Here is an 18,765-nt window from a genome sequence, read left to right as displayed (position 1 = left end):
CAGTTCGCTGCGTAGAGCCGGCTCACCCCGGTGTGCTGCTTCCCCGCAGGGGGTCCTCGATTGGGACAGTGTTCAGCGTTTGAGCCCTGCCAGCACTGCGCTGCGCCGCTTCGGTCATCCAGTGGCGGCCGCCGCATCCAGGCTGGGGTCGAACGTCGTGTGTTCGACCCGCCCCGGCAGGAACCTCAGCGTGGCCTGGAAGTCGAGCTCGTAGCGGCCCTGGAGTTCGACGAGCAGCAGGGTGATGCGCTCGAGCGTGCGCGAGTTCGCCAGCGCGCCGGCGTCGATCGGGCGGAGCCGACCGGACTTGACGATCCGGGCGACCCGGTCCTTCGCCCCGTCGTCGTCCGACGCGAGCAGTACGTCGATAGGAGTCTCGTCGAGCGTGCCCGCGAAAAGCACGGGGGCGAACGTGGTGTTGAAGGCCTTGACGACCCGGGCACCCGGGACCCGGCGCGCGATCTCCTCGCCGGCGCTGCTTCCTTCGGGGGTGGTGAGACCGTTGAAGGTTCCGTTGAAGGGGTTGGAGATGTCGACGACGATCTTGCCGTCGAGCAGCTCGCTCAGCTCGGCGGCCACCCGGGTCGACACGTCGTAGAGGGTGGCGAGCACGACGATGCCGGCGATGTCGGCGGCATCGCGGGCCGGCGCGGCCCGCACGGTGCCGCCGCCGAGGGGCGCGATCTCGGCGGCGACCGACTCGGCCTTGGCCGTGTCCTCGTCCGCGAGCAGAACGTCGTGACCTCCGGTGACCAGTCGGCACGCGATGGCGCGGCCCATATTCCCGGCGCCGATGACAGCGATGCTCATGGATTCTCCTGTCTCCGAGTGGATGTGCGGGGGATGCTGCGTCATGCGTTGCTCCACTTCGGCCAGACGTCGCCGGTCCAGCCGTCGAGGTCGTACTCGCTCATGCACTGGTCGACGAGGTCCGTGAACCGCGTCGTGTCGCCCATGTGCTGCGCGGTCTGGTAGGTCTCGAGGCGGTTGCCCTCGAAGCTGCCGCCGTGGTTGCGCTCGTGCATCTCGGTGCGGCCGCCGAACTCGGTCGCGAGCACGTCCCAGATCAACCGGACGAGCTTCACCCGCTCCTCGGCGGTGGCCGTAGCGCCCTTCCAGTACGCGTCGAGGTAGCGCCGGGACTCGGGGTTCTTGAAGTCCCTGGACGAGGACGGGATCTGGATCAGCCCGCCGGCCAGCAGATGCTGAAACTTCGCCTTGATCTGGCCGAAGATCTCCCCGTAGGAGTTGCGCCACTGCAGGGCGTACCGACTGCTGGGCACCGCGGCGCCGCCGGGGCCGGGGTCGGGCTCGGCCGCCATCGCGGTCGACAGGGCCCAGATCTGGTGCCGCAGCCCGATGAGCTCCCCGAGCTCGACCTGGACGCCGCGGAAGTTGACGACCTGGTTCATCTCGACGGCCTTGAGCAGCAACCCACAGAGGAAGTCCAGCTTGACCGCCGACCGTGCGGCGGCATGGAAGATCAGCCGCTGCGCGAAGCCGCGCAGGAAGATCTGGTTGCAGACCTCCGGGTTGCGGTAGGCGATGACGTTCTCCCAGGGGATGAAGACGTCGTCGAGCACGATCGACATGTCGGTCTCGTCGAACCGGCTCGACAGCGGGTAGTCGAACGGCGAGCCCAGCCGCTTGGCCATGTGCTCGTAGGACGGGCGGCCGATGAACTTCATGCCCGGTGCGTTCATCGGGACGAAGAAGGACAGCGCGAAGTCCTCCTCGGCGGCGCCGAGCTGCTGGGCTTGCACGAACTGGGTGATGAACGTGACGTGGCTGAACGCGGAGCCGGTCGAGATCATCCGTGCGCCCCGTACGACGATGCCGTCGTCGCGCTCCTTGACGACGTGCATGGTGACGTCGCGCTGCTGGGCCAGCGGCTTGAGGCGGTCACCCGCCGGGTTCAGCAGGCTGAGGTTGACGAACTTGACACCGTCGGTGATCTCCTCGCAGATCCGGGCGACGTTCGGGGCGAACTCACCGTAGAAGCCGGTGTCGGCGGCGAGGGCACCGATGAGTGACGCTTTGTAGTCCGGGCCGCGAGACAGGATGCCGTAGCTCATGCGGGCCCATTCCGCGATCGCGTCGCGCGACTCGAACAGGTCCTGCGAACTCGTCGGAACCTTGTAGAACTTGTGTGAGCGCGTCCCGCGGGGTGTGACGTAGGTTAGCAGGTCCTGCTTCTCCGGGTCATGCAGCGTGTCGTACAGCCGGGCCACCGATCGAGCCGAGGTCGCGAACGCCGGATGCGTCGTCACGTCGTCGACGAGTTCACCGTCGAAATAGATTGCACGGCCGTCGCGCAGGCTCTCCAGGTACTGCTCGCCCGTCGGCGGGCCCGTGGTGGTCTGCTCGTGCGGGAGCGTGTTCATTGCCGGACTCATCGTTCTCGGCTCCTTTTTCGGATCAGGCTGCGCTCTGCATCGTCGACAGCCGTTGTGGACGGCGCCCGAGCCGGATAGGAGACAATCGGACGAGGATTCCCGGCTCTCGCTCGACACATGTTGTCGGCGATACGTGAACGGCCCCGAAAAGGCCCGGTCACCCGCGTGGCTTGTTGCCCCGGACGAGGGGCCCGGCAGGCAACGCACAGAGGAGGGAGGAGAACGGCGGCGGGGGTGCATCCAGCGCGCTGCTCGATGCCCTGCCCACCGACCAGCTGACCGAAGCGGCCGAAACCCTGCTCCAGACCGTGCTCAGCAACCCCGTGACCGGGGCACTCAAGAGCGGTGCCTCGGCAGTCACCGACAAGGTCAGGGAGCACTCGGCATGAGCAGCGACCGCAGCGACGGGACCGGCAGCAGCGACAGCAATGGCAGTAGCGGCAGTGGCGAGGGCGGCGCCCGTTCCGGGGGCGGTTCCGAACACTGCATGTGCGCCAGTAACGACCCGCCGACCAGCCCCGACCAGAAGCCGCCTAAAAGATCTTCATCCACAGGTCTTGACAACTGCTCCGACGGGAACGCACGGATCGGTACAGACGTCGGGATCGCGGGCGCGGGAGTACCGCTGAGTATGAGGATGGAGATCCACACAAGCAGCGCCGCGGACGGCATCACCACCGCCACCGGAAGGACAGTTCCCCGAGGGCAGGGGGCAGTTGAGGGGCGAAAGGATGACGGCCCGGTCAGGTCTGTTCGAGCCGCTCCAGAATCCGGGTGAGGAGGGCCTGGGTCTGCTCGTTCGTCCGCTCCAGGGTGTCGAACCGGGCGTCCGTGCGCTGCTCCAGGGTGTCGAACCGGGCATTCACCGCGTCGAACTGGGCGGTGGTGTTCTCCGCGAGCTGGTCGACCTTCGTGTCCAGGGCGTCGACCTGGCCCTCGATGCGGGCGCTGATCTCGTACAGGGACTCGACGTCGGCGCCCTGCTGCCGGAGCCGGCGTTCCACATCGGGTGACGACATGCGGGCATCGTAGGACACTCGGGGTTCGCCGATGACGGCGACGGCTACCGGTCTGTTGACCGGGTGCCGGGCTGATCCGGCGGTCAGCGCACCGCCGGCCGGCGCGGGAGAACCCGCCGGTCAACCGGCCGGTGCCGTCCGTACCGCCTCGGTGAGGCTGTCGAGGTCGACCGGACCGCGATGGAGCCGCCCGTTGAGGAACAGCGCGGGTGTGCCCGGGACACCGCTCGCCTCCCCGCTGGCCAGGTCCCGCTCCACCCGCTCGCGATGGTCGCGGGCACGGTAGCCGATCGCTCCCGCATCCGGCAGGCCCAGCCGCTGGGCGTAGCGCGCGAGGTCGTCCTCGGTCAGCCGGTCCTGGTGGGTGTAGAGCATTTCGTGCATCACCCAGAACTGGTCCGCGTCGGCGGCGGCTTCGGCGGCCAGCGCGGCCGGCCCCGCGTGTGGGTGGAGGTCGACCAGCGGGAAGTGCCGGAACACGAACCGCAGGCGGTCCCCGACCCGGTCCACGAGGTCCTCCAGCACCGCATACGCCTGCCCGCAGTACGGGCACTCGTAGTCGCCGTACTCCACCAGGGTCACCGGTGCGGTGGCCGGGCCGCGGCTGTGGTCGTCGGCGTCGACGGGGGACGCCAGCCCACGGTTGTTCATCGGTGTCTCCTTTATCCCACGGTGCGGTGTTGGTGCCACGGCGTGAGCTCGATGGGCATGGACGTGTTGCCCGCGACCGTCACCGGCAACGGGTGCCGGGTCAGGGCCCCAACGCGTCGATCGCGGCCATGTCGTCGTCGGAGAGCTCGAAGTCGGTGATGGCGATGTTCTCGCGGATCCGTGCCGGGGTCGCCGACTTGGGGAAGACGATGAACCCGTGCTGCAGGTGCCAGCGCAGCACGACCTGGGCCGCGGTGTGGTCGCGGCGTTGCCCGATCTCCTGCACGGTGCGGTCACCGAGCAGTCCGCCTTCCGCGAGCGGCGCCCACGCCTCCGTGGCGATGCCGGCGCGCTGGTGGTACTCGCGCAACTCGCGTTGCGGCTTGCGCGGGTTCAGCTCGACCTGATTTACCGCCGGGACGGTGCCGGTCTCGGTGGCGAGCCGGTCGAGCTGCGCCGCGTCGAAGTTGGACACCCCGACCGAACGCACCCGACCGTCGTCGCGCAGCTTCTCGAAGGCGCGCCACGTGTCCACGTCGCCATCGCGGCCCGGCCAGTGGATCAGGTACAGATCGACGTAATCCATGCCGAGTCGGCGCAGGCTGTCATCCAGCGCGTCCATCGCGGGTCGGTAGCCGTGGTCGCCGCCGCCCAGCTTCGTGGTGACCCAGACGTCCTCACGGGCGACGCCGGCGTCCCGGATGCCCTGCCCGACACCCGTCTCGTTGCGGTACATCTGCGCGGTGTCGACGTGGCGGTAGCCGGCCTCGAGCGCGGTGCGGACGACTCCAGCGGTCTCGCCCGACCGGACCCGCCACACGCCGAGGCCGAACTGGGGGATCGTCGCACCGTCGTTGAGCGTGATGCCCGGGATGCTTGGCATGGACTCCGAGCTACCCGCTGTTCGCACGGGAAAACCCCGATCGAGTGTTGGCCCGGGCGGCGGGCCCGCCGGCATCTCCTGCTGGCCAACCTGCACGTGGTCGTGTCGTTCGCGAAGCCGACCATGCCCGCACCATCCGCCTGAGCCGCTGAGCCTGAATCCACCGGTCCTGCTTCGGGTTGATCTTGGCTCCGTTGTTGATCTTCGTTTCGGGGTGTGGGCATAAGGGTGCCCGGGAGCGGGGGTTTCCGGGTCCTCGGGTCGTGGGTGGTCAGGGCCGGTGGCGTGGGTCAGCCGGCCGGTCCGGGTAGGGCGCGGAGTCGGTGCAGGCCCGCGATGAGAGCCCGGGCCCAGGGCCAGTGGGCGGGTAGGTGCAGCCGGTGGCGTCGGGCGTGGCGGGTCAGCCGGGCGGCGATGTGCAGGTAGCGCCGTCGCAGGGTCTTGATCGTCTGGCGGGGTGTGGCGGCGAGCCCGGCCAGGCGCGCGCTCCAGCGGCCCAGGTTGTGGGCCAGGGTCTGCAGGACCAGCCAGGCCTGGTTCGCGCCGAACCGCTTGGAGGGCAGATGGCCCAGCGCGAGGCCGTGTTTGAGGTCGCGGATGGCCAGTTCGACCTCGGCGTGGGCGCGGTGGAACCGGTCGAGCTCGACGGGGTCGCCGGGCTGGTCGGTGATGAACGGGTGGTAGTCGTAGCCGGGGAACAGTTCCAGTTGCCCGGCGGCGGCGCGACGGGCGCGGATGGCCGGTGGGGTCGGGGTGCGGCGCACGATCAGCCGGACCCAGGTGCCGTGGCCGCGCCAGGACTGTCCCGGGCGGCGGTGCTGGTCGAACACGCGCCAGCCGAGTTCGGTGACCGCGGCGCCGGGTTCGAAGTAGGGCACCGGGGTCCACTGCGACTCATCGACGGCGGCGATCGTGGCGCGCATGCGGCCGATCATGCGGGCACCGATGGAGAACCCGGCCTCGTGACGGCGGCAGGCGGTGAGCACGTCGGCGAGGTAGAACCCGGTGTCGGCGCGCACCACCACCCCCCGCCTGCTCCGGCGTTCCGGACCCGGGACAGGGTTTCGGCCAGGAACGACCCGGCCCCGCTGGAGTCGTTGGTGCGGCCCCGGCGCAGCCGAGCGTGCAGCACGTCCCCGGTCCCGGCCATCACCGCCAGCAACGGGTGGTAGCCGCGGCGACCGGTGCGCATCACCTGCCGAGCCCCGGACTTGTGAAGGCCGTAGGTCTCGACCAGGGTCGCGTCGATGTCGACCACCACCGCGGCGTCGTCGGGCGGGGTCGTGTCGAGTGCCCCGAGCCCGGCCGCGCGGGCCAGGAGCTGGCGGGTCACGGCGTCGAGTTGACGGGCGTGTCCCCAGCTCATCGACCGCAGGAAGCTGCCCACCGTCGACGCGGCCACCGCCCGATGGCCCAACACCGTTTCGGTGTCGCCGGCGCGCAGCGCGTTCACGTCATCGATGCAGTCCCCACCGGCCAACGCCGAGTGGATCACCGTCAGGCACTTGTCCGCGGCATTCGCGCCGGCGGTGACCCCTGCGTTCCGCAGCTGATGGTGGATTCTGGGACACGTCTGGGCGGTGTGGGCAGGTCAGCGGCCCGCGCCTAGTGTTCGACCGCGTGAACGCCTAGTACACGAATCGTCCCGTGTAGGTTGATTGACGTGGCTGGATGTCGATAGGCTCTGGGATATGTTCTTGCGGGAGGTGAAGCGGCAGAACCGCAACGGGACCCGGGTGTCCTACCTGCAACTGGTCCACAACGACTGGGACCCCGCCGCCCGCGCCGCTCGCACCAAGATCCTCTACAGCTTCGGGCGGACCGATCAGGTCGACACCGCGGCGATCGAGCGGCTGATCGTGTCGCTGTCACGGCTGCTCGACCCGGCAGCGGCGCTCAAGGCCACCGCCGGTTCGGATCTGAGCTTGCTCGGCTCGCGCCCGCTGGGCGGCACGGATGTCCTCGACGGGCTGTGGCGCCGGCTGGGCATCGACACGGTGCTCAACAGGTTGCTGGCCAAGCGGCGGGGCAGCGCGCCGTTCGAGCGGGTGCTGTTCGGGCTGGTCGCCAATCGGGCCCTGGCGCCGTCGTCGAAGCTGGCCGCCGCGGACTGGATCTCGAACGATGTGCACATCGACGGCCTGCCCGAGACCTCCGACGATGTCTGCTACCGGGCGATGGACTGGCTCCACGACGTGCGCGAACACCTGGAGCGCGAGGTGTTTGCCCAGGTCGCGAACCTGCTCAACCTCGAGGTCGACCTGCTGTTCTTCGATACCACCTCCACCTACTTCGAGCTGGAGGATCCCGACACCCCGGTGGACCGCGACGAACACGGGCAGGTCGTGGCCGGCCGGGACGGCAAGGACGGTCAGGACGGCACCGACGACGAGCAGAGCGCGGCCGGGTTCCGGACTTACGGCAAGTCGAAGGACTCCCGCGACGACCTGCCCCAGATCGTGATCGGGATGGCGGTGACCCGCGAGGGGATCCCGGTGCGGGTGTGGTGCTGGCCGGGCAACACCGCCGACTCGAAACTGATCCGCCAGGTCCGCGACGACATGCGGGACTGGACCCTGTCCAAGATCGTGTGGGTCGCCGACCGCGGCTTCTCCTCACAAGCCAACCGCCGCTACCTACGTCGCGGCGAGCACACCTACATCATCGGCGAGAAGCTCCGCTCGGACAGCCCGGAGATCAAGACCGCCCTGTCGCGGCAGGGCCGCTACACCACCATCGGCGAGAACATGCGGGTCAAGGAGGTGAAGGTCTCCGACACCGAGCGGTTCGTGATCTGCCACAACCCCGAGGCCGCCGAGCGCGACGCCCACATCCGCGATCAGCTCGTCGCCCAACTCGACGAGCTCATCGCCGGATCCGACAAGCTCCCGACGATGAAACGCGGCGAGCTGCGCGGGAAGATCTCGACCAAGCCCGGCCTGAACCGCTACCTGCGCCTCACCCCCGGCGGGCTGCTGCGCATCGACAAGGCGAAGATCAAGACCGAGGCCAACCTGGACGGCAAGTACCTGCTGCGCTGCTCGGACCCACACCTGAGCGCCACCGATATCGCGCTGGGCTACAAGCAACTCCTCGAAGTCGAACGCGGCTGGCGTGACATGAAACAGATCCTCGACCTGCGCCCGGTCTATCACCGCCTCGAAGAACGCATCCGCGCCCACGTCATGCTCTGCTGGCTCGCGCTACTGCTCATCCGCATCGCCGAGACCACCACCGGCCAGACCTGGCACCACATCCGCCGCGACCTCGACCGACTCCACGCCGTCACCTTCACCGGCCCCACCGGGACATTCCGCCAGCGCACCGACCCCACCAAGCCCCAGACCGACCTCTACGCCCGACTCGACCTCTCCCTCCCCAAGAAGATCATCGAGATCACCCCCGCAGGTCGCTGACCAGGCACAACGCCGCCGCCTAGTAACACACGCGCTGCGCGTCCTCGCTCTCATTTCCGCAGGTCAAGACCGCAATCCGCGTACTAGACGCTCACCTCGGCTGCGGAACGCAGGTCTCCGGCGACTCCTACCGCACACGCGCCCGCCGCGAACTCCTCGCCAAAGACCGCGACAACTAGTGGTTCCGGTCGTTAGTTCGTCGGGGGTCTGAGGTCGTGCCAGGCGGTGGGGTCGTTGAGGTAGAGGCCGCAGGCGAGGTCGAGTGCGTCCTGGCAGGTCCCGAACGGGAGCCCGTCGGGGAAAATCGACTCGGCGTAGTCGTCGTGGCTGGCCCGGTAGATCGCGACCTGCCAGTCATGGGCCGATCCGACGTAGCGCAGCCGACACAGCGGCAGGATCTCGGTCTCGGTGCTGGCCCCGATGTAGGTGAACACGCCGTGGTGACGCATGTGCAGTTCGGTGATCTGGGGCCAACGCTCACGGGCCCGAGCGCGTAACCGTTGCCGCACGGAGGTCTTGGTCGACTCGGGGAAACGGGGCGCCACTTGCCCATCGTGACAGCCCTGGTCGGCGTTGCCCGGCCCTCGCGATCGACCGTCGGCCGCTGTTACGGGTGATCACGGCGTGTCGCGGTGGCCGAAATCGTGGTCGGGGTCGACAACCCGGGTGTGCCGGTCACCAGCCCGTTCATCATCGTGCTCACCGCGGCGGAGGAGGCGGTGTTGACCGCGCGGGCGCGCAGCGGGCGCACCGAGCACCGCGACCGGCTGCGGGCCCGGATCGTGCTCGCTGCCGCGGCCGGTGCGACCAACGCCGCGATCGCCGTCGAACTCAGAGTGTGTGTCGACACCGCGCGCAGGTGGCGACGACAGTTCGCCACCGAGCGCCTCGACGGTCTCGCCGATCGGCCCCGCACCGGGCGACCGCGCCGGTTCACCGCCGTGCAGAGCGCGGCGATCACCGCGCTGGCCTGCACCCTGCCCGCGGAGACCGGGATACCGCTCTCGCGCTGGAGCAGCACCGAACTGGCCACCGAAGCGGTCACCCGCGGTATCGCCGAGACGATCTCGGCGTCCACAGTGCGTCGGGCGCTGACCCGTGCGGTGATCAAACCCTGGCAGCACCGCTCCTGGATCTTCCCCCGCGACCCGAACTTCGAGACCAAGGCCGCCCGGGTCCTGGACCTCTACGCCCGCACCTGGAACGGTGCACCGCTGGGCCCGGACGACTACGTGATCAGCGCCGATGAGAAGTCCCAGCTCCAAGCCCTGCGTCGCCGCCACCCCGGCCGGCCCGCCGGGCCGGGCCGGACCCGCCAGGTCGAGTTCGAATACCGCCGCGGCGGGACCCTGGCCTACTTCGCCGCCTACGACATCCACCACGCCCGAGTCATGGGCACCATCGCCCCGAAGACCGGGATCGAACCGTTCACCGACCTGGTCACACACGTCATGAGCTGCGAGCCCTACGCCTCGGCACGGCGGGTGTTCTGGGTCGTGGACAACGGCTCCAGCCACGCCGGACAGGCCTCGATCGACCGCATGAACACAACCTGGCCGAGCGCGACACTGGTCCACCTACCGATCCACGCCTCCTGGCTCAACCAGGTCGAAATCTACTTCTCGATCCTGCAACGCAAAGCTATCAGCCCGGTCGACTTCGCCGACCTCGACGCCCTCGCCGAGCGCATCCTGGCCTTCCAAGACCGCTACAACCGCGCCGCGACACCCTTCGACTGGACCTTCACCCGCCGCGATCTCCGCGCCCTACTCGACCGGATCGGCCCGCCAGAGCAGCCCAGCACCCTCACTACCGCCGCATGACCCCCGACGAACTAACGAACTCGGCCACTAGCACGAACCGGGCACACAGGGGTCAATCCCAAACCGTCGCCAGGGGGTCACTTCTAACCCGCCGTTGACAGATCTCGCTGGCGAAATACGCACTCGCCGCGCGCAGGACCTCGTTGACCCGCCGCAGCTCAGCGTTCTCGGCCGCCAACCTGCGGTTCTCCTCAACCATGTCAGTGCTTGGGCGGTCATGCCGTTCGCCGGCGTCGGCCTCGGCCTGGCGGACCCAGTTCCGCAAGGCCTCGGGGTGCACGTTGAGCTGCTCGGCCAGCCGCTTGAACGACGGCCGCGGCTCGGACTGTCGATACAGCCGAACCGCCCGTTCCCGCAGCTCATCGGGGTACTTCCTCGGTGCTGCCAACAGAGCCTTCCTTCCCAGTCCCTCACGATGGGACCAGTCTTCGAAGACTCCGGCGAAGCGGGGGAAGCTCACGCCGGATCGGCCTGATACGCCCTGCCTCGGCGAACCTCGAACAGGGGCCAAGTTTGCCGAGGCACACCAGAGCTCATCACGACGCTCGAGACTGCGTAACCGCACGCGCGTCCAGACGGGGTGGGTACGTCTAACGGCCATCTACCCGGAGCTGACCGACAACCCGAACCGTGAGCCGCGGCCGATTCGTCAGGGCAACTCGATCCACCGGGAGCAGCTACTGGAGATCTCGGCGAGAGCACCAACGAACTCGGCAACTACGTTCTGCCGCACTCCCCGGCGGGCACTCTCGGTCAGACCGCTTGAGCACCGCACCCTCGCGAGACGGGAAAGCCCACCGTGCATCATCGCATCGTCTTCGTCACCAAGCTGCCCGGCATCGACCATGCGGAGTTCCACATCGGCTGGCAGATGGTCCACGCCGGGCTGCTCACTCCGACCGAGGCGGAGAAGTTCCGCGGCGACAAGCTGCTCGACGTGCACTTCGCCTGGGCCGGCGGGGTCGAGCGGGGACAGCCGCACTACTACCGCATCCAGGGCCCGCGCTTCCTCGCCGAGTACGACAACACCCAGCGCGACGTGAACCACATCCACTCCGTGTGGCGGGACCCGGAAGGCGACTTCGGCGAGGACGTCCTCGCACAGCACCGGGCACGGTTCCACCGCGACGGCTGAATAGGGCGGCGCCCTGCTCACCACACGGCACGGCCAGGTTCTTCTACGACACCAGCCTCGGTGCTATCGGGACGGTCGCGTTCTGCCGGGGAGCGGGGCGAGTCGCACACGCCTGGTGCCGTCCGGTCGTGCATGGACGGCAGCGCGTGCAACACGGTCACCCAGAGCCGGCCCCGTCCGGCCGGGGCCCGTGCGGCCCCGGCCCGGTCGCTCACCCGGATGTCCGGCCGCCGGTCAGGGCGTCGAGGACACCGAGGCCGGCCTGCACCGCGCTGCGCTGCATGTGGTGCAGCACGCCGCGCAGCCCACCCATCTCCTCGCCACCGCCGGCCCGTCCCGGCCCGCCGTGCACCAGCTGCGGCAGCGGGGAGCCGTGCCCGGTCGACTCGGCCGCGTCCTGCTCCGAGAGCACCAGGATCCGCCCGTGCCACGGCGCGAGGTCGAGCACCATCCTGCTCGCAAGCTCGGCGTCGGCGGTGACCAACGAACCCGCCAGGCTGCCCTTCCCGCGGGCGGCGAGCCGGACGGCGTCCTCGGGCCGGTCGTAGGGCAATACGGTTGCCACGGGTCCGAAGGGCTCGACCTCGTGCGGTTCGGCACGGTCGGGGTCCGGGCCGTGCAGCAGGATGGGAGACAGGAACGCACCCCGCTCGGGGTCGGCGTCGACGGTGTCGACCCGGTACGGATCGCCGAACACCCGCTTGGTTGACCCTTCGAGCGCGGCCACAGCGTGTCGGACCTCGTCGCGTTGGTCGACCCCGGCCAGCGCGCCCATCCGGACGCCGTCCGCGGCCGGGTTCCCGACGGTGACCCGGCCCAACCGGTCGGTCAGCGCCTCGAGGACGGCCTCGACCGCGGGCGCGGGCACCAGCGCCCGCCGGATCGCGGTGCACTTCTGCCCCGCCTTGACCGTCATCTCGGTGACGGCCTGGTCGACGTACAGATCGAACTCAGGCGTACCCGGCACCGCGTCTGGTCCGAGGATCGAGCAGTTCAGCGAGTCGGCCTCGGCGTTGAACCGCACGGCACGCGAGGTGACGGTGCCGTGGTTGCGCAGCAGGTGTGCAGTCGCAGCGGAGCCGGTGAAGGACAGCAGGTCCTGCTCGGTCAGGTGCTCGAGCAGGTCCCCAACGCCGCCGCAGAGGAACTGCACGGAACCGGGGGGAGCAGGCCGGACTCCACGACGAGCTCGACCAGCCGGGCGGTGACGAACGCCGTCGCGGTGGCCGGCTTGATCACGGCCGGAACCCCGGCGAGCAGGGACTGAGACAGCTTCTCCAGCGGTCCCCACACCGGGAAATTGTAGGCGTTGACCTGCACCGCGACGCCCCGCAACGGAACGCACACGTGCCGGCCGAGGAAGCTGCCCGCACGCCGGCCGAGTGGGATTGGTTCGTCCTCGACGTACACCGGGGCGTCCGGGAGGGCAGCGCGTCCCAACTCGGCGTAGGAACGGACGACGGCTAACCCTCCGTCGACGTCGAACCGGGCGTCGAACAGCGTGGCCCCGGTCCGGGCGGACAACGCGTAGAGCTCCTCGCGGTGCCCGCGCAGGAACCCGGCGAGGTCCTCGAGCAGTGCCGCGCGCTGGGGGAAGGTCAGGTCCCGCAGTGCGGGGCCACCGGTGTTCCGTCCGTGCTCCAGAACTGCGCGGAAATCGATCCCGTCGGTCGAGACGTGGACGACCGTGTCCCCGGTGACGGCGTCGAACACCGGCCGGCCCTCACTGTGCGGGACGTGCCAGGTGTCGCGGACGTAGCTGGGCAGGATCGGTGCGGTCACTGCGAGCCTCCCTCGGACGTGATCCGGACGACGGTGCGGGCACCCCGCCCGTCGCCGAGCGCGGCGAACGCCTCGTCGATCCCGTGCAAGTCGGTGGTCGCGGTGCGCAAGGCATCGAGGTCGAGCCGGCCGGCGCGGGCGAGGTCGAGCAGCTCAGGCACGTCCCGGTCGGGGTCGGTGGAGCCGTAGACGCAGCCGTGCAGCGTCCGGCCGAACCAGAACAGCTCCAGGGCGGAGAACTCGACGGTGCTGGTCTTGGCGCCGACCCCGACGACGGTCACCGTCCCGCCGCGGCGGCTGGCATTCCAGGCGGTTCGGGTCGTCGCACTGTTATGTCTCAGGACATCGGTGACGATTCTGTGTCAGGACATCGGTGACACTTCTGGTGTTCTTGGTGGTGACACTTCCGCCGCGAGGATGCCGCGGTGGCTGCCCATGAACCCATCGATCCCCGTGTGCGCCTTGCGATCTCGCAGTGGCCTGACGACGCACCGCGGGGTGCGGTCTCGACGTTCTGCGCCGAGCACGGCATCTCGCGCAAGTCGTTCTACGAACTGCGTAGGCGCGCTCGAACTGAGGGGCCGGCGGCAGTGCTCGAGCCCAAGTCCAGACGGCCGAGGTCGAGCCCGTCGATGCTGACCGAGCAGGTCAAGGCCCAGGCCGTCCAGGTGCGAGCCGCGCTTGAGGCGTCCGGGTTGGACCACGGCCCGATCAGTGTTCACGAGAAGATGCGCGCGATGGGCCTGGTCGCGGTGCCCTCGATGGCGTCGCTGGCGTGGATCTTCCGCGAGACCGGTATCGCCCGGCCGGAGCCGCGCAAGAAGCCCCGCTCGGCGTGGCGGCGGTTCGTCTACCCGGCGCCCAACGCGTGCTGGCAACTCGACGCCACCGAGTACGTGCTGACCGGCGGACGCAAGTGCGTGATCTTCCAGCTCATCGACGACCACTCCCGCTACGCGGTCGCTTCCCACGCCGCGGCCGGTGAGACCGCCCGGGACGCGATCGCGATCTTCGACAAGGCCGTGGCCGCTCACGGTGTGCCGCAACGGCTGCTGTCGGACAACGGGCTCGCGCTCAACCCGTCGCGTCGCGGCCTGGTCGGCCGGCTCGTCGCACATGTCGCCGCGCTGGGTGTCGAGGCGATCACCGGCAAGCCGCACAAGCCGACCACCCAAGGCAAGAACGAACGCTTCCACCAGACCCTGTTCCGCTACCTCGACAAGCAACCGCTCGCCGCCACACTCGCGCAGCTCCAGGCCCAGATCGACGCCTTCGACCACGTCTACAACACCGAGCGCCCTCACCAAGGGCTGCCCGGGCGAATCACGCCGCAGGCCGCGTGGGAGGCGACGGCCAAGGCCGATCCACCCCGCCCGAAACCGGACCGGCCGGTCTACCGGCCGCCGGCCCCCGCCATGCGGCCCCGACCGAAGCCACCGGAAGGCCTACCCGCCGGCACACGCCTGAGAACGGCGAGCTCCGCCGGAGTCGTCCACGTCGACAAGGTGCTCTACAAGATCGGCGTCGCCCACGCGTTCGAACATGTCCTCGTCGTCAGCGACGGCGACAGCCCGGCGACACGATCACCGTCACCGACCTCGAAGGCGAGATCCTCGCCGAACGCACCAGACCCACTCCCGGCACCAACTACGTCGGCAACGGTCGACCCCGCGGAAGACAGCCGAAGAACCCGGGAGCGTCACCGAAGTCCTGACACATCAACCGTCACCGATGTCCTGAGGCAGAACTGTCACCGATGTTCTGAGACATCACATTCGGGTCGTCGCACCGCCGCCGACACAGTCGAACACGTGGTCGGCACCGCGCCCACCGGTGAGCTCGCGCACCGCCGTGAGCGCCTCGTCACCTGCTGGGACGAACGCGGTAGCCCCGTGCTGGAGCGCGAGGTCGCCCTTCTCGGGGGCCACGTCGATACCGATGATCGTCTCCGCCCCGCGGATCCGGGCGGCCTGGATGGCGCACAGCCCGATTCCGCCGAGGCCGATGACAGCCACCGACTGGCCCTTGCGGACCCCGGCGGTGTGGAACACCGCGCCCGCGCCGGTCAGTACGGCGCATCCGAGGATGGCGACCCGTTCGAGGTCGGTGTCGGCGGGCAGCGGCACCACTGCTCGTTCGCCGACGACGGTCTCCTCGGCGAACGCGCCGGTGCCGAGGGCGGCGTAGATCGGGGTGCCGTCGGTCAGGGTGGCGTAGGGCTCGGCGGCGGCGTCGTCCGCGTGCTCACACAGGTAGGGCTCGCACTCCCGGCAGAACCAGCAGGTTCCACACGACGGTGACCAGTTGAGCACCACCTTCTCGCCCACCGACACCCGGGTCACCTCGGCGCCGGCCGCGACGACCACGCCGGCGCCCTCGTGGCCGAGGACCGCGGGCGTCTTCTGGCGTAGCGTCCCGTTCGCCAGCGACAGGTCCGAATGGCACACGCCGGCCGCGGCCAGGCGTACCCGGACCTGGTGCGGTCCGGGGTCGGGCAGCACGATCTCGTCGACGGTGATCGGTCCGCCGCGTTCGCGCAGTACTGCTGCTCTGACCATCGGTTGCTTCCTCCGAGTCGGGGTGGGGTGGGTTCAGCGGAACGCGGGGAGGCCGGTGACGCCCTGGCCGATCGACAGTGCGTGCATCTCCTCGGTGCCCTCGTAGGTGAGGACGGTTTCGAGGTTGGCCATGTGGCGCATCACCGGGTACTCGAGTGAGATGCCGTTGGCGCCGAGCAGGGTCCGGGCGCTGCGGGCGACGTCCAGTGCCGCGCGGACGTTGGCCAGCTTGCCGACGCTGACGTGACGGTGGTGCAGGCGCCCGGTGTCGGAGAGTCGGCTGATCTGCAGCGCGAGCAGGCTCGCCCGGTTGACCTCGACGACCATGTCGGCGAGTTTGCGTTGGGTCAGTTGGAACGCCGCCAGTGGACGGCCGAACTGCTCGCGTTCGAGCGTGTAGTCCCGCGCGGCGAGGTAACAGGTGCGGGCTGCGCCGACGACGCCGGCAAGGATCCCGAACCGGGCCTCGTTCAGGCAGGTTAGGGGCCCGCGCAGGCCTCTGACCTCGGGGAAGGCGGCGGAGTCGGGCAGCCGGACGCCGTCGAGTACGAGCTCGGAGGTCACCGAGGCCCGCAACGAGAGCTTGTGCTTGATCTCTGGGGCGCTGAACCCGAGCGTGTCGGTCGGGACGATGAACCCGCGCACACCGTCGTCGGTCTGTGCCCACACGACCGCGACGTCGGCGACGGACCCGTTCGTGATCCACATCTTGGTGCCGTTGAGAATCCAGTCCGTCCCGTCGCGGCGGGCGCGGGTCCGCATCGATCCGGGGTCGCTGCCTGCGTCCGGTTCGGTCAGGCCGAAGCAGCCGATCGCCTCGCCGGCCGCCATCCGGGGCAGCCACTCGGCCCGGTGCTCCTCGCTGCCCCAGCGGTGGATCGCCTTCATCGCCAGCGATCCCTGTACTGAGACGAAGCTACGCAGCCCGGAGTCGACGGCTTCGAGCTCGCGGCAGGCGATTCCGTAGGCGGTGGCGGTCGTGCCGGCGCAGCCGTAGCCGTCGAGGTGCATGCCGAACACACCGAGCTTGCCGAACTCGGCGGCGAGCTCGCGGGCCGGTAGCCGACCGTTCTCGAACCAGTCGCCGACATGCGGCGCGAGCCGGTCCTGGGCAAATTCCCGGACTGCGTCGCGAATGTCGCGTTCCTGCTCGGCGAGCCCGGAGTCGACGTCGAGAAAATCCTCGTGATCAGGGGACGGTGTATCGGCCATGCCGGAAAGGTAGGCGCGGACGCCCGCGCCTCCTGTCCGGATTCGCTACACGGCTCAACGCGGGCGGAAGGTGGGCAGGCGGTTCTCGTCGATGCCCAGGATCCGCATCTTCCGGTACAGCGTCGAGCGCGCGATCCCGAGCCGCTCGGCCGCGGCCAGCTTGTTGCCGTGGGTCTCGGCGAGTGCCTCGAGCAGGATGTCGCGTTCGGCGCGCTGCAGCGATGCGGGCCCGGACCGGTTGCTGCTGTCGCGGTACTCGGCCGGGAGATGCTCGTGAGCGATGTCGGAGCCGAGTGAGCGGGTCACCGCGGTGGCGAGCACAGCTCCGAGCTCGCGGACGTTGCCGGGCCAGTCCAGACCGGACAGCGTCCGCAACGTGGACGGCAGGAGTCGGGGCGCGGGTCGTCGTGCGGTGTGGGCGCCGATCAGCCGCGGCGCGAGATCGGCGATGTCCTCACCGCGATAGCGCAGTGGTGGGACGGTGATCGAGACCGGGAAGTGGTCCAGCGTGCGGCCGGCCGGGGAGTCGCCGTCGCGGGTGCGGACGGTCGCCACGATCCGCGCTCCCGTCCTCGCCGGGGTCTCGAGGAGCGCCTCGACCCGTCCCGCCATTTCGGGGGCCAGCTGGTCGAGGTGACGCACCACGACCGTCCCGCCGCCGTCGATGCCCGAGACGAGCCGGTCGAACCACGCACCCGGGTCGTCCGGAGAGGTACGCGCGTCCAGCACGGTCAGTGGATCCTGGTGACGCCGCTTGCGGTGCAGGTGGGTGGCGACGAACAGCTTGCCCGTGCCCGGCTCGCCACACAGCAGCAGCGGTCGCTCGTCGTCGACAACGACCTCGACCTCGTCACGCAGCCGACCGGCGGCCACGCTGCGTCCGGGCAACACATCACTTCGGGCGGCGGCTCGCCGAGCCCGCCGCACCCGGTGTCCACCGGCGGGCGCGCTGCCCCGAGCCGAGCGCGCCGCGGGGCGCATCTCGACCAGGACCCCGGCAGTGCCGTCCCGATCACCGATCCGGGTGGCGCGCGCGTCGACCACGACGCCTCCGGACAGCGCGACATCACCGACGCATTCGTCGCCGGTGCCCAGCATGCGGCAGGCCCACTCCCACAGGCTCGCCTGGTCGGACATGTCGAGCAGTGCGGAGGCCGCCGTGGTCGCCATGACGACGTCCTCGTTCAACGACAGCACCGCGGTGCTGCTCGAGCGCCGCCCGGCCCGCAGGAACCGCTCCAGCAGCATCTGCTCCCGCCGCGACGCGTCGGCGTACATCCGGGACTCGATCTCGCGCACGGCAGCGAGCACGAGCGGCTTCATCAGTTCCTGCGTGTCACTGACCCGGCTGGTGACGTCGAGAACACCCTCGACCACACCGCTGATGGGATGCCGCAGCGGTGACCCGATGCAGGTGAACTCCTGCAGGTTCTCCCGATAGTGCTCGGAACCGGACACGACGAACGGCTTGCGTGCCTCCAGCGCGCTGCCGATGCCGTTGGTGCCGGTGTACTCCTCGGCGTAGTGGAACCCGGGGGCGACCATCGCCCGGTCGAGCGCCTCCTCGAGCGCTCGAATCCCGGCGCGGCGGTCGATGATCTGCGCCTCGGAGTCGGCGAGCAGGATCGATGCCGGCCCGCTGCCCATCTGCTCGGCCAGCCGGTCGATCACCGGCCCGGCTGCGCGCAGCAGCCGGTTCGGCCGTTCGAACTCGGGCCGGTAGGGAACGTCCTCGCTGCTCGGGGCCATGCCGACCATCTGGCAGCGGCGCCACGACGTGAGGATGTCGTCCCGAAAGGCGGACCTCGTGCCGACCGGCAGAGCCGTGTCGCCGTCGAGCGTCCGCTCCCGCTCCGTGCGCAGTGCCGTGGCGGGCTGGTCGGGGTGCAC

The 18,765-nt window shown here is 69.6% G+C and carries 14 protein-coding genes and 3 pseudogenes; 4 read left to right on the top strand and 13 right to left on the bottom strand.

From position 1 onward, the window contains the following. Positions 1–114: 114 nt before the first annotated feature. The 6 genes and pseudogenes from JOF36_RS03990 to JOF36_RS38580 form a co-directional block, all read right to left on the bottom strand. Entirely contained in the window at positions 115–810 is a 696-nt protein-coding gene (locus JOF36_RS03990) for an NADPH-dependent F420 reductase (RefSeq protein WP_210025066.1), read from the bottom strand. Positions 811–851: 41 nt separating this feature from the next. Continuing rightward, complete coding sequence (locus JOF36_RS03985; protein ID WP_210025065.1) at positions 852–2,396, bottom strand: 4-hydroxyphenylacetate 3-hydroxylase family protein; 1,545 nt, start codon at positions 2,394–2,396, stop codon at positions 852–854. Between the two features lie 743 nt (positions 2,397–3,139). Continuing rightward, positions 3,140–3,415: a hypothetical protein gene (locus JOF36_RS03980; RefSeq protein ID WP_210025064.1), complete on the bottom strand. Its 276-nt coding sequence runs from the start codon at positions 3,413–3,415 to the stop codon at positions 3,140–3,142. A 120-nt stretch (positions 3,416–3,535) separates the two neighbouring features. Beyond that, positions 3,536–4,066 carry a DsbA family protein gene (locus JOF36_RS03975; RefSeq protein WP_210025063.1) on the bottom strand — a complete coding sequence of 177 codons (531 nt, stop codon included), beginning with the start codon at positions 4,064–4,066 and terminating at the stop codon, positions 3,536–3,538. Between the two features lie 100 nt (positions 4,067–4,166). After that, entirely contained in the window at positions 4,167–4,949 is a 783-nt protein-coding gene (locus JOF36_RS03970) for an aldo/keto reductase (protein ID WP_210025062.1), read from the bottom strand. Between the two features lie 290 nt (positions 4,950–5,239). Then, positions 5,240–6,402, bottom strand: a pseudogene (locus tag JOF36_RS38580) (IS1380 family transposase). A gap of 238 nt (positions 6,403–6,640) precedes the next feature. Here JOF36_RS38580 and JOF36_RS03955 point away from each other — a divergent pair. Next, on the top strand, positions 6,641–8,365 hold the full coding sequence (locus JOF36_RS03955; RefSeq protein ID WP_245350674.1) for an IS1634 family transposase: 1,725 nt from the start codon (positions 6,641–6,643) through the stop codon (positions 8,363–8,365). 191 nt (positions 8,366–8,556) lie between these two features. On the opposite strand, the gene JOF36_RS03950 is transcribed toward JOF36_RS03955, so the two are convergent. Then, on the bottom strand, positions 8,557–8,814 hold the full coding sequence (locus tag JOF36_RS03950; protein WP_245350673.1) for a hypothetical protein: 258 nt from the start codon (positions 8,812–8,814) through the stop codon (positions 8,557–8,559). A gap of 183 nt (positions 8,815–8,997) precedes the next feature. Between JOF36_RS03950 and JOF36_RS03945 the strand changes: the two genes are divergently transcribed. Then, positions 8,998–10,188 carry an IS630 family transposase gene (locus JOF36_RS03945; RefSeq protein WP_307862202.1) on the top strand — a complete coding sequence of 397 codons (1,191 nt, stop codon included), beginning with the start codon at positions 8,998–9,000 and terminating at the stop codon, positions 10,186–10,188. A 52-nt stretch (positions 10,189–10,240) separates the two neighbouring features. Here JOF36_RS03945 and JOF36_RS41320 read toward each other — a convergent pair whose 3' ends face one another. After that, positions 10,241–10,576 carry a transposase gene (locus tag JOF36_RS41320; protein ID WP_210025058.1) on the bottom strand — a complete coding sequence of 112 codons (336 nt, stop codon included), beginning with the start codon at positions 10,574–10,576 and terminating at the stop codon, positions 10,241–10,243. A gap of 411 nt (positions 10,577–10,987) precedes the next feature. Between JOF36_RS41320 and JOF36_RS03935 the strand changes: the two genes are divergently transcribed. Then, entirely contained in the window at positions 10,988–11,323 is a 336-nt protein-coding gene (locus JOF36_RS03935) for a DUF3500 domain-containing protein (RefSeq protein WP_307862201.1), read from the top strand. A gap of 214 nt (positions 11,324–11,537) precedes the next feature. Here JOF36_RS03935 and paaZ read toward each other — a convergent pair. Both paaZ and JOF36_RS03925 read right to left on the bottom strand, forming a co-directional pair. Further along, positions 11,538–13,093: pseudogene (gene paaZ / locus JOF36_RS03930) on the bottom strand (phenylacetic acid degradation bifunctional protein PaaZ); the annotation flags it as partial. Positions 13,094–13,101: 8 nt separating this feature from the next. Further along, positions 13,102–13,386: an MDR/zinc-dependent alcohol dehydrogenase-like family protein gene (locus JOF36_RS03925; RefSeq protein WP_210025057.1), complete on the bottom strand. Its 285-nt coding sequence runs from the start codon at positions 13,384–13,386 to the stop codon at positions 13,102–13,104. Positions 13,387–13,530: 144 nt separating this feature from the next. Here JOF36_RS03925 and JOF36_RS03920 point away from each other — a divergent pair. After that, positions 13,531–14,472, top strand: a pseudogene (locus JOF36_RS03920) (integrase core domain-containing protein); the annotation flags it as partial. 402 nt (positions 14,473–14,874) lie between these two features. Here JOF36_RS03920 and JOF36_RS03915 read toward each other — a convergent pair. From JOF36_RS03915 to JOF36_RS40695, 3 genes are read right to left on the bottom strand one after another with little or no spacing between them, the layout of a single operon-like run. Continuing rightward, positions 14,875–15,663, bottom strand: coding sequence for an alcohol dehydrogenase catalytic domain-containing protein (locus JOF36_RS03915; RefSeq protein WP_210025056.1), 789 nt, complete (start codon positions 15,661–15,663; stop codon positions 14,875–14,877). A 33-nt stretch (positions 15,664–15,696) separates the two neighbouring features. Next, positions 15,697–16,875 (bottom strand): acyl-CoA dehydrogenase family protein, encoded by a 1,179-nt coding sequence (locus JOF36_RS03910; RefSeq protein ID WP_210025055.1) that lies wholly within the window; start codon positions 16,873–16,875, stop codon positions 15,697–15,699. A 54-nt stretch (positions 16,876–16,929) separates the two neighbouring features. Continuing rightward, positions 16,930–18,765, bottom strand: coding sequence for a sigma-54-dependent Fis family transcriptional regulator (locus JOF36_RS40695; protein WP_210025054.1), 1,836 nt, complete (start codon positions 18,763–18,765; stop codon positions 16,930–16,932).

It is taken from the genome of Pseudonocardia parietis (assembly GCF_017876315.1).
In the GTDB taxonomy this organism is placed as follows: domain Bacteria; phylum Actinomycetota; class Actinomycetes; order Mycobacteriales; family Pseudonocardiaceae; genus Pseudonocardia; species Pseudonocardia parietis.
Note: the sequence above shows the minus strand (reverse complement) of the source record. Positions and strands in the feature narration are given on the sequence as shown.

Bases quoted from the DNA above. Each gene is read 5' to 3' on its own strand.
- JOF36_RS03990 (WP_210025066.1), bottom strand. From the start codon at position 810: ATGAGCATCGCTGTCATCGGCGCCGGGAATATGGGCCGCGCCATCGCG.
- JOF36_RS03985 (WP_210025065.1), bottom strand. From the start codon at position 2,396: ATGAGTCCGGCAATGAACACGCTCCCGCACGAGCAGACCACCACGGGC.
- JOF36_RS03980 (WP_210025064.1), bottom strand. From the start codon at position 3,415: ATGTCGTCACCCGATGTGGAACGCCGGCTCCGGCAGCAGGGCGCCGAC.
- JOF36_RS03975 (WP_210025063.1), bottom strand. From the start codon at position 4,066: ATGAACAACCGTGGGCTGGCGTCCCCCGTCGACGCCGACGACCACAGC.
- JOF36_RS03970 (WP_210025062.1), bottom strand. From the start codon at position 4,949: ATGCCAAGCATCCCGGGCATCACGCTCAACGACGGTGCGACGATCCCC.
- JOF36_RS03955 (WP_245350674.1), top strand. From the start codon at position 6,641: ATGTTCTTGCGGGAGGTGAAGCGGCAGAACCGCAACGGGACCCGGGTG.
- JOF36_RS03950 (WP_245350673.1), bottom strand. From the start codon at position 8,814: ATGCGTCACCACGGCGTGTTCACCTACATCGGGGCCAGCACCGAGACC.
- JOF36_RS03915 (WP_210025056.1), bottom strand. From the start codon at position 15,663: ATGGTCAGAGCAGCAGTACTGCGCGAACGCGGCGGACCGATCACCGTC.
- JOF36_RS03910 (WP_210025055.1), bottom strand. From the start codon at position 16,875: ATGGCCGATACACCGTCCCCTGATCACGAGGATTTTCTCGACGTCGAC.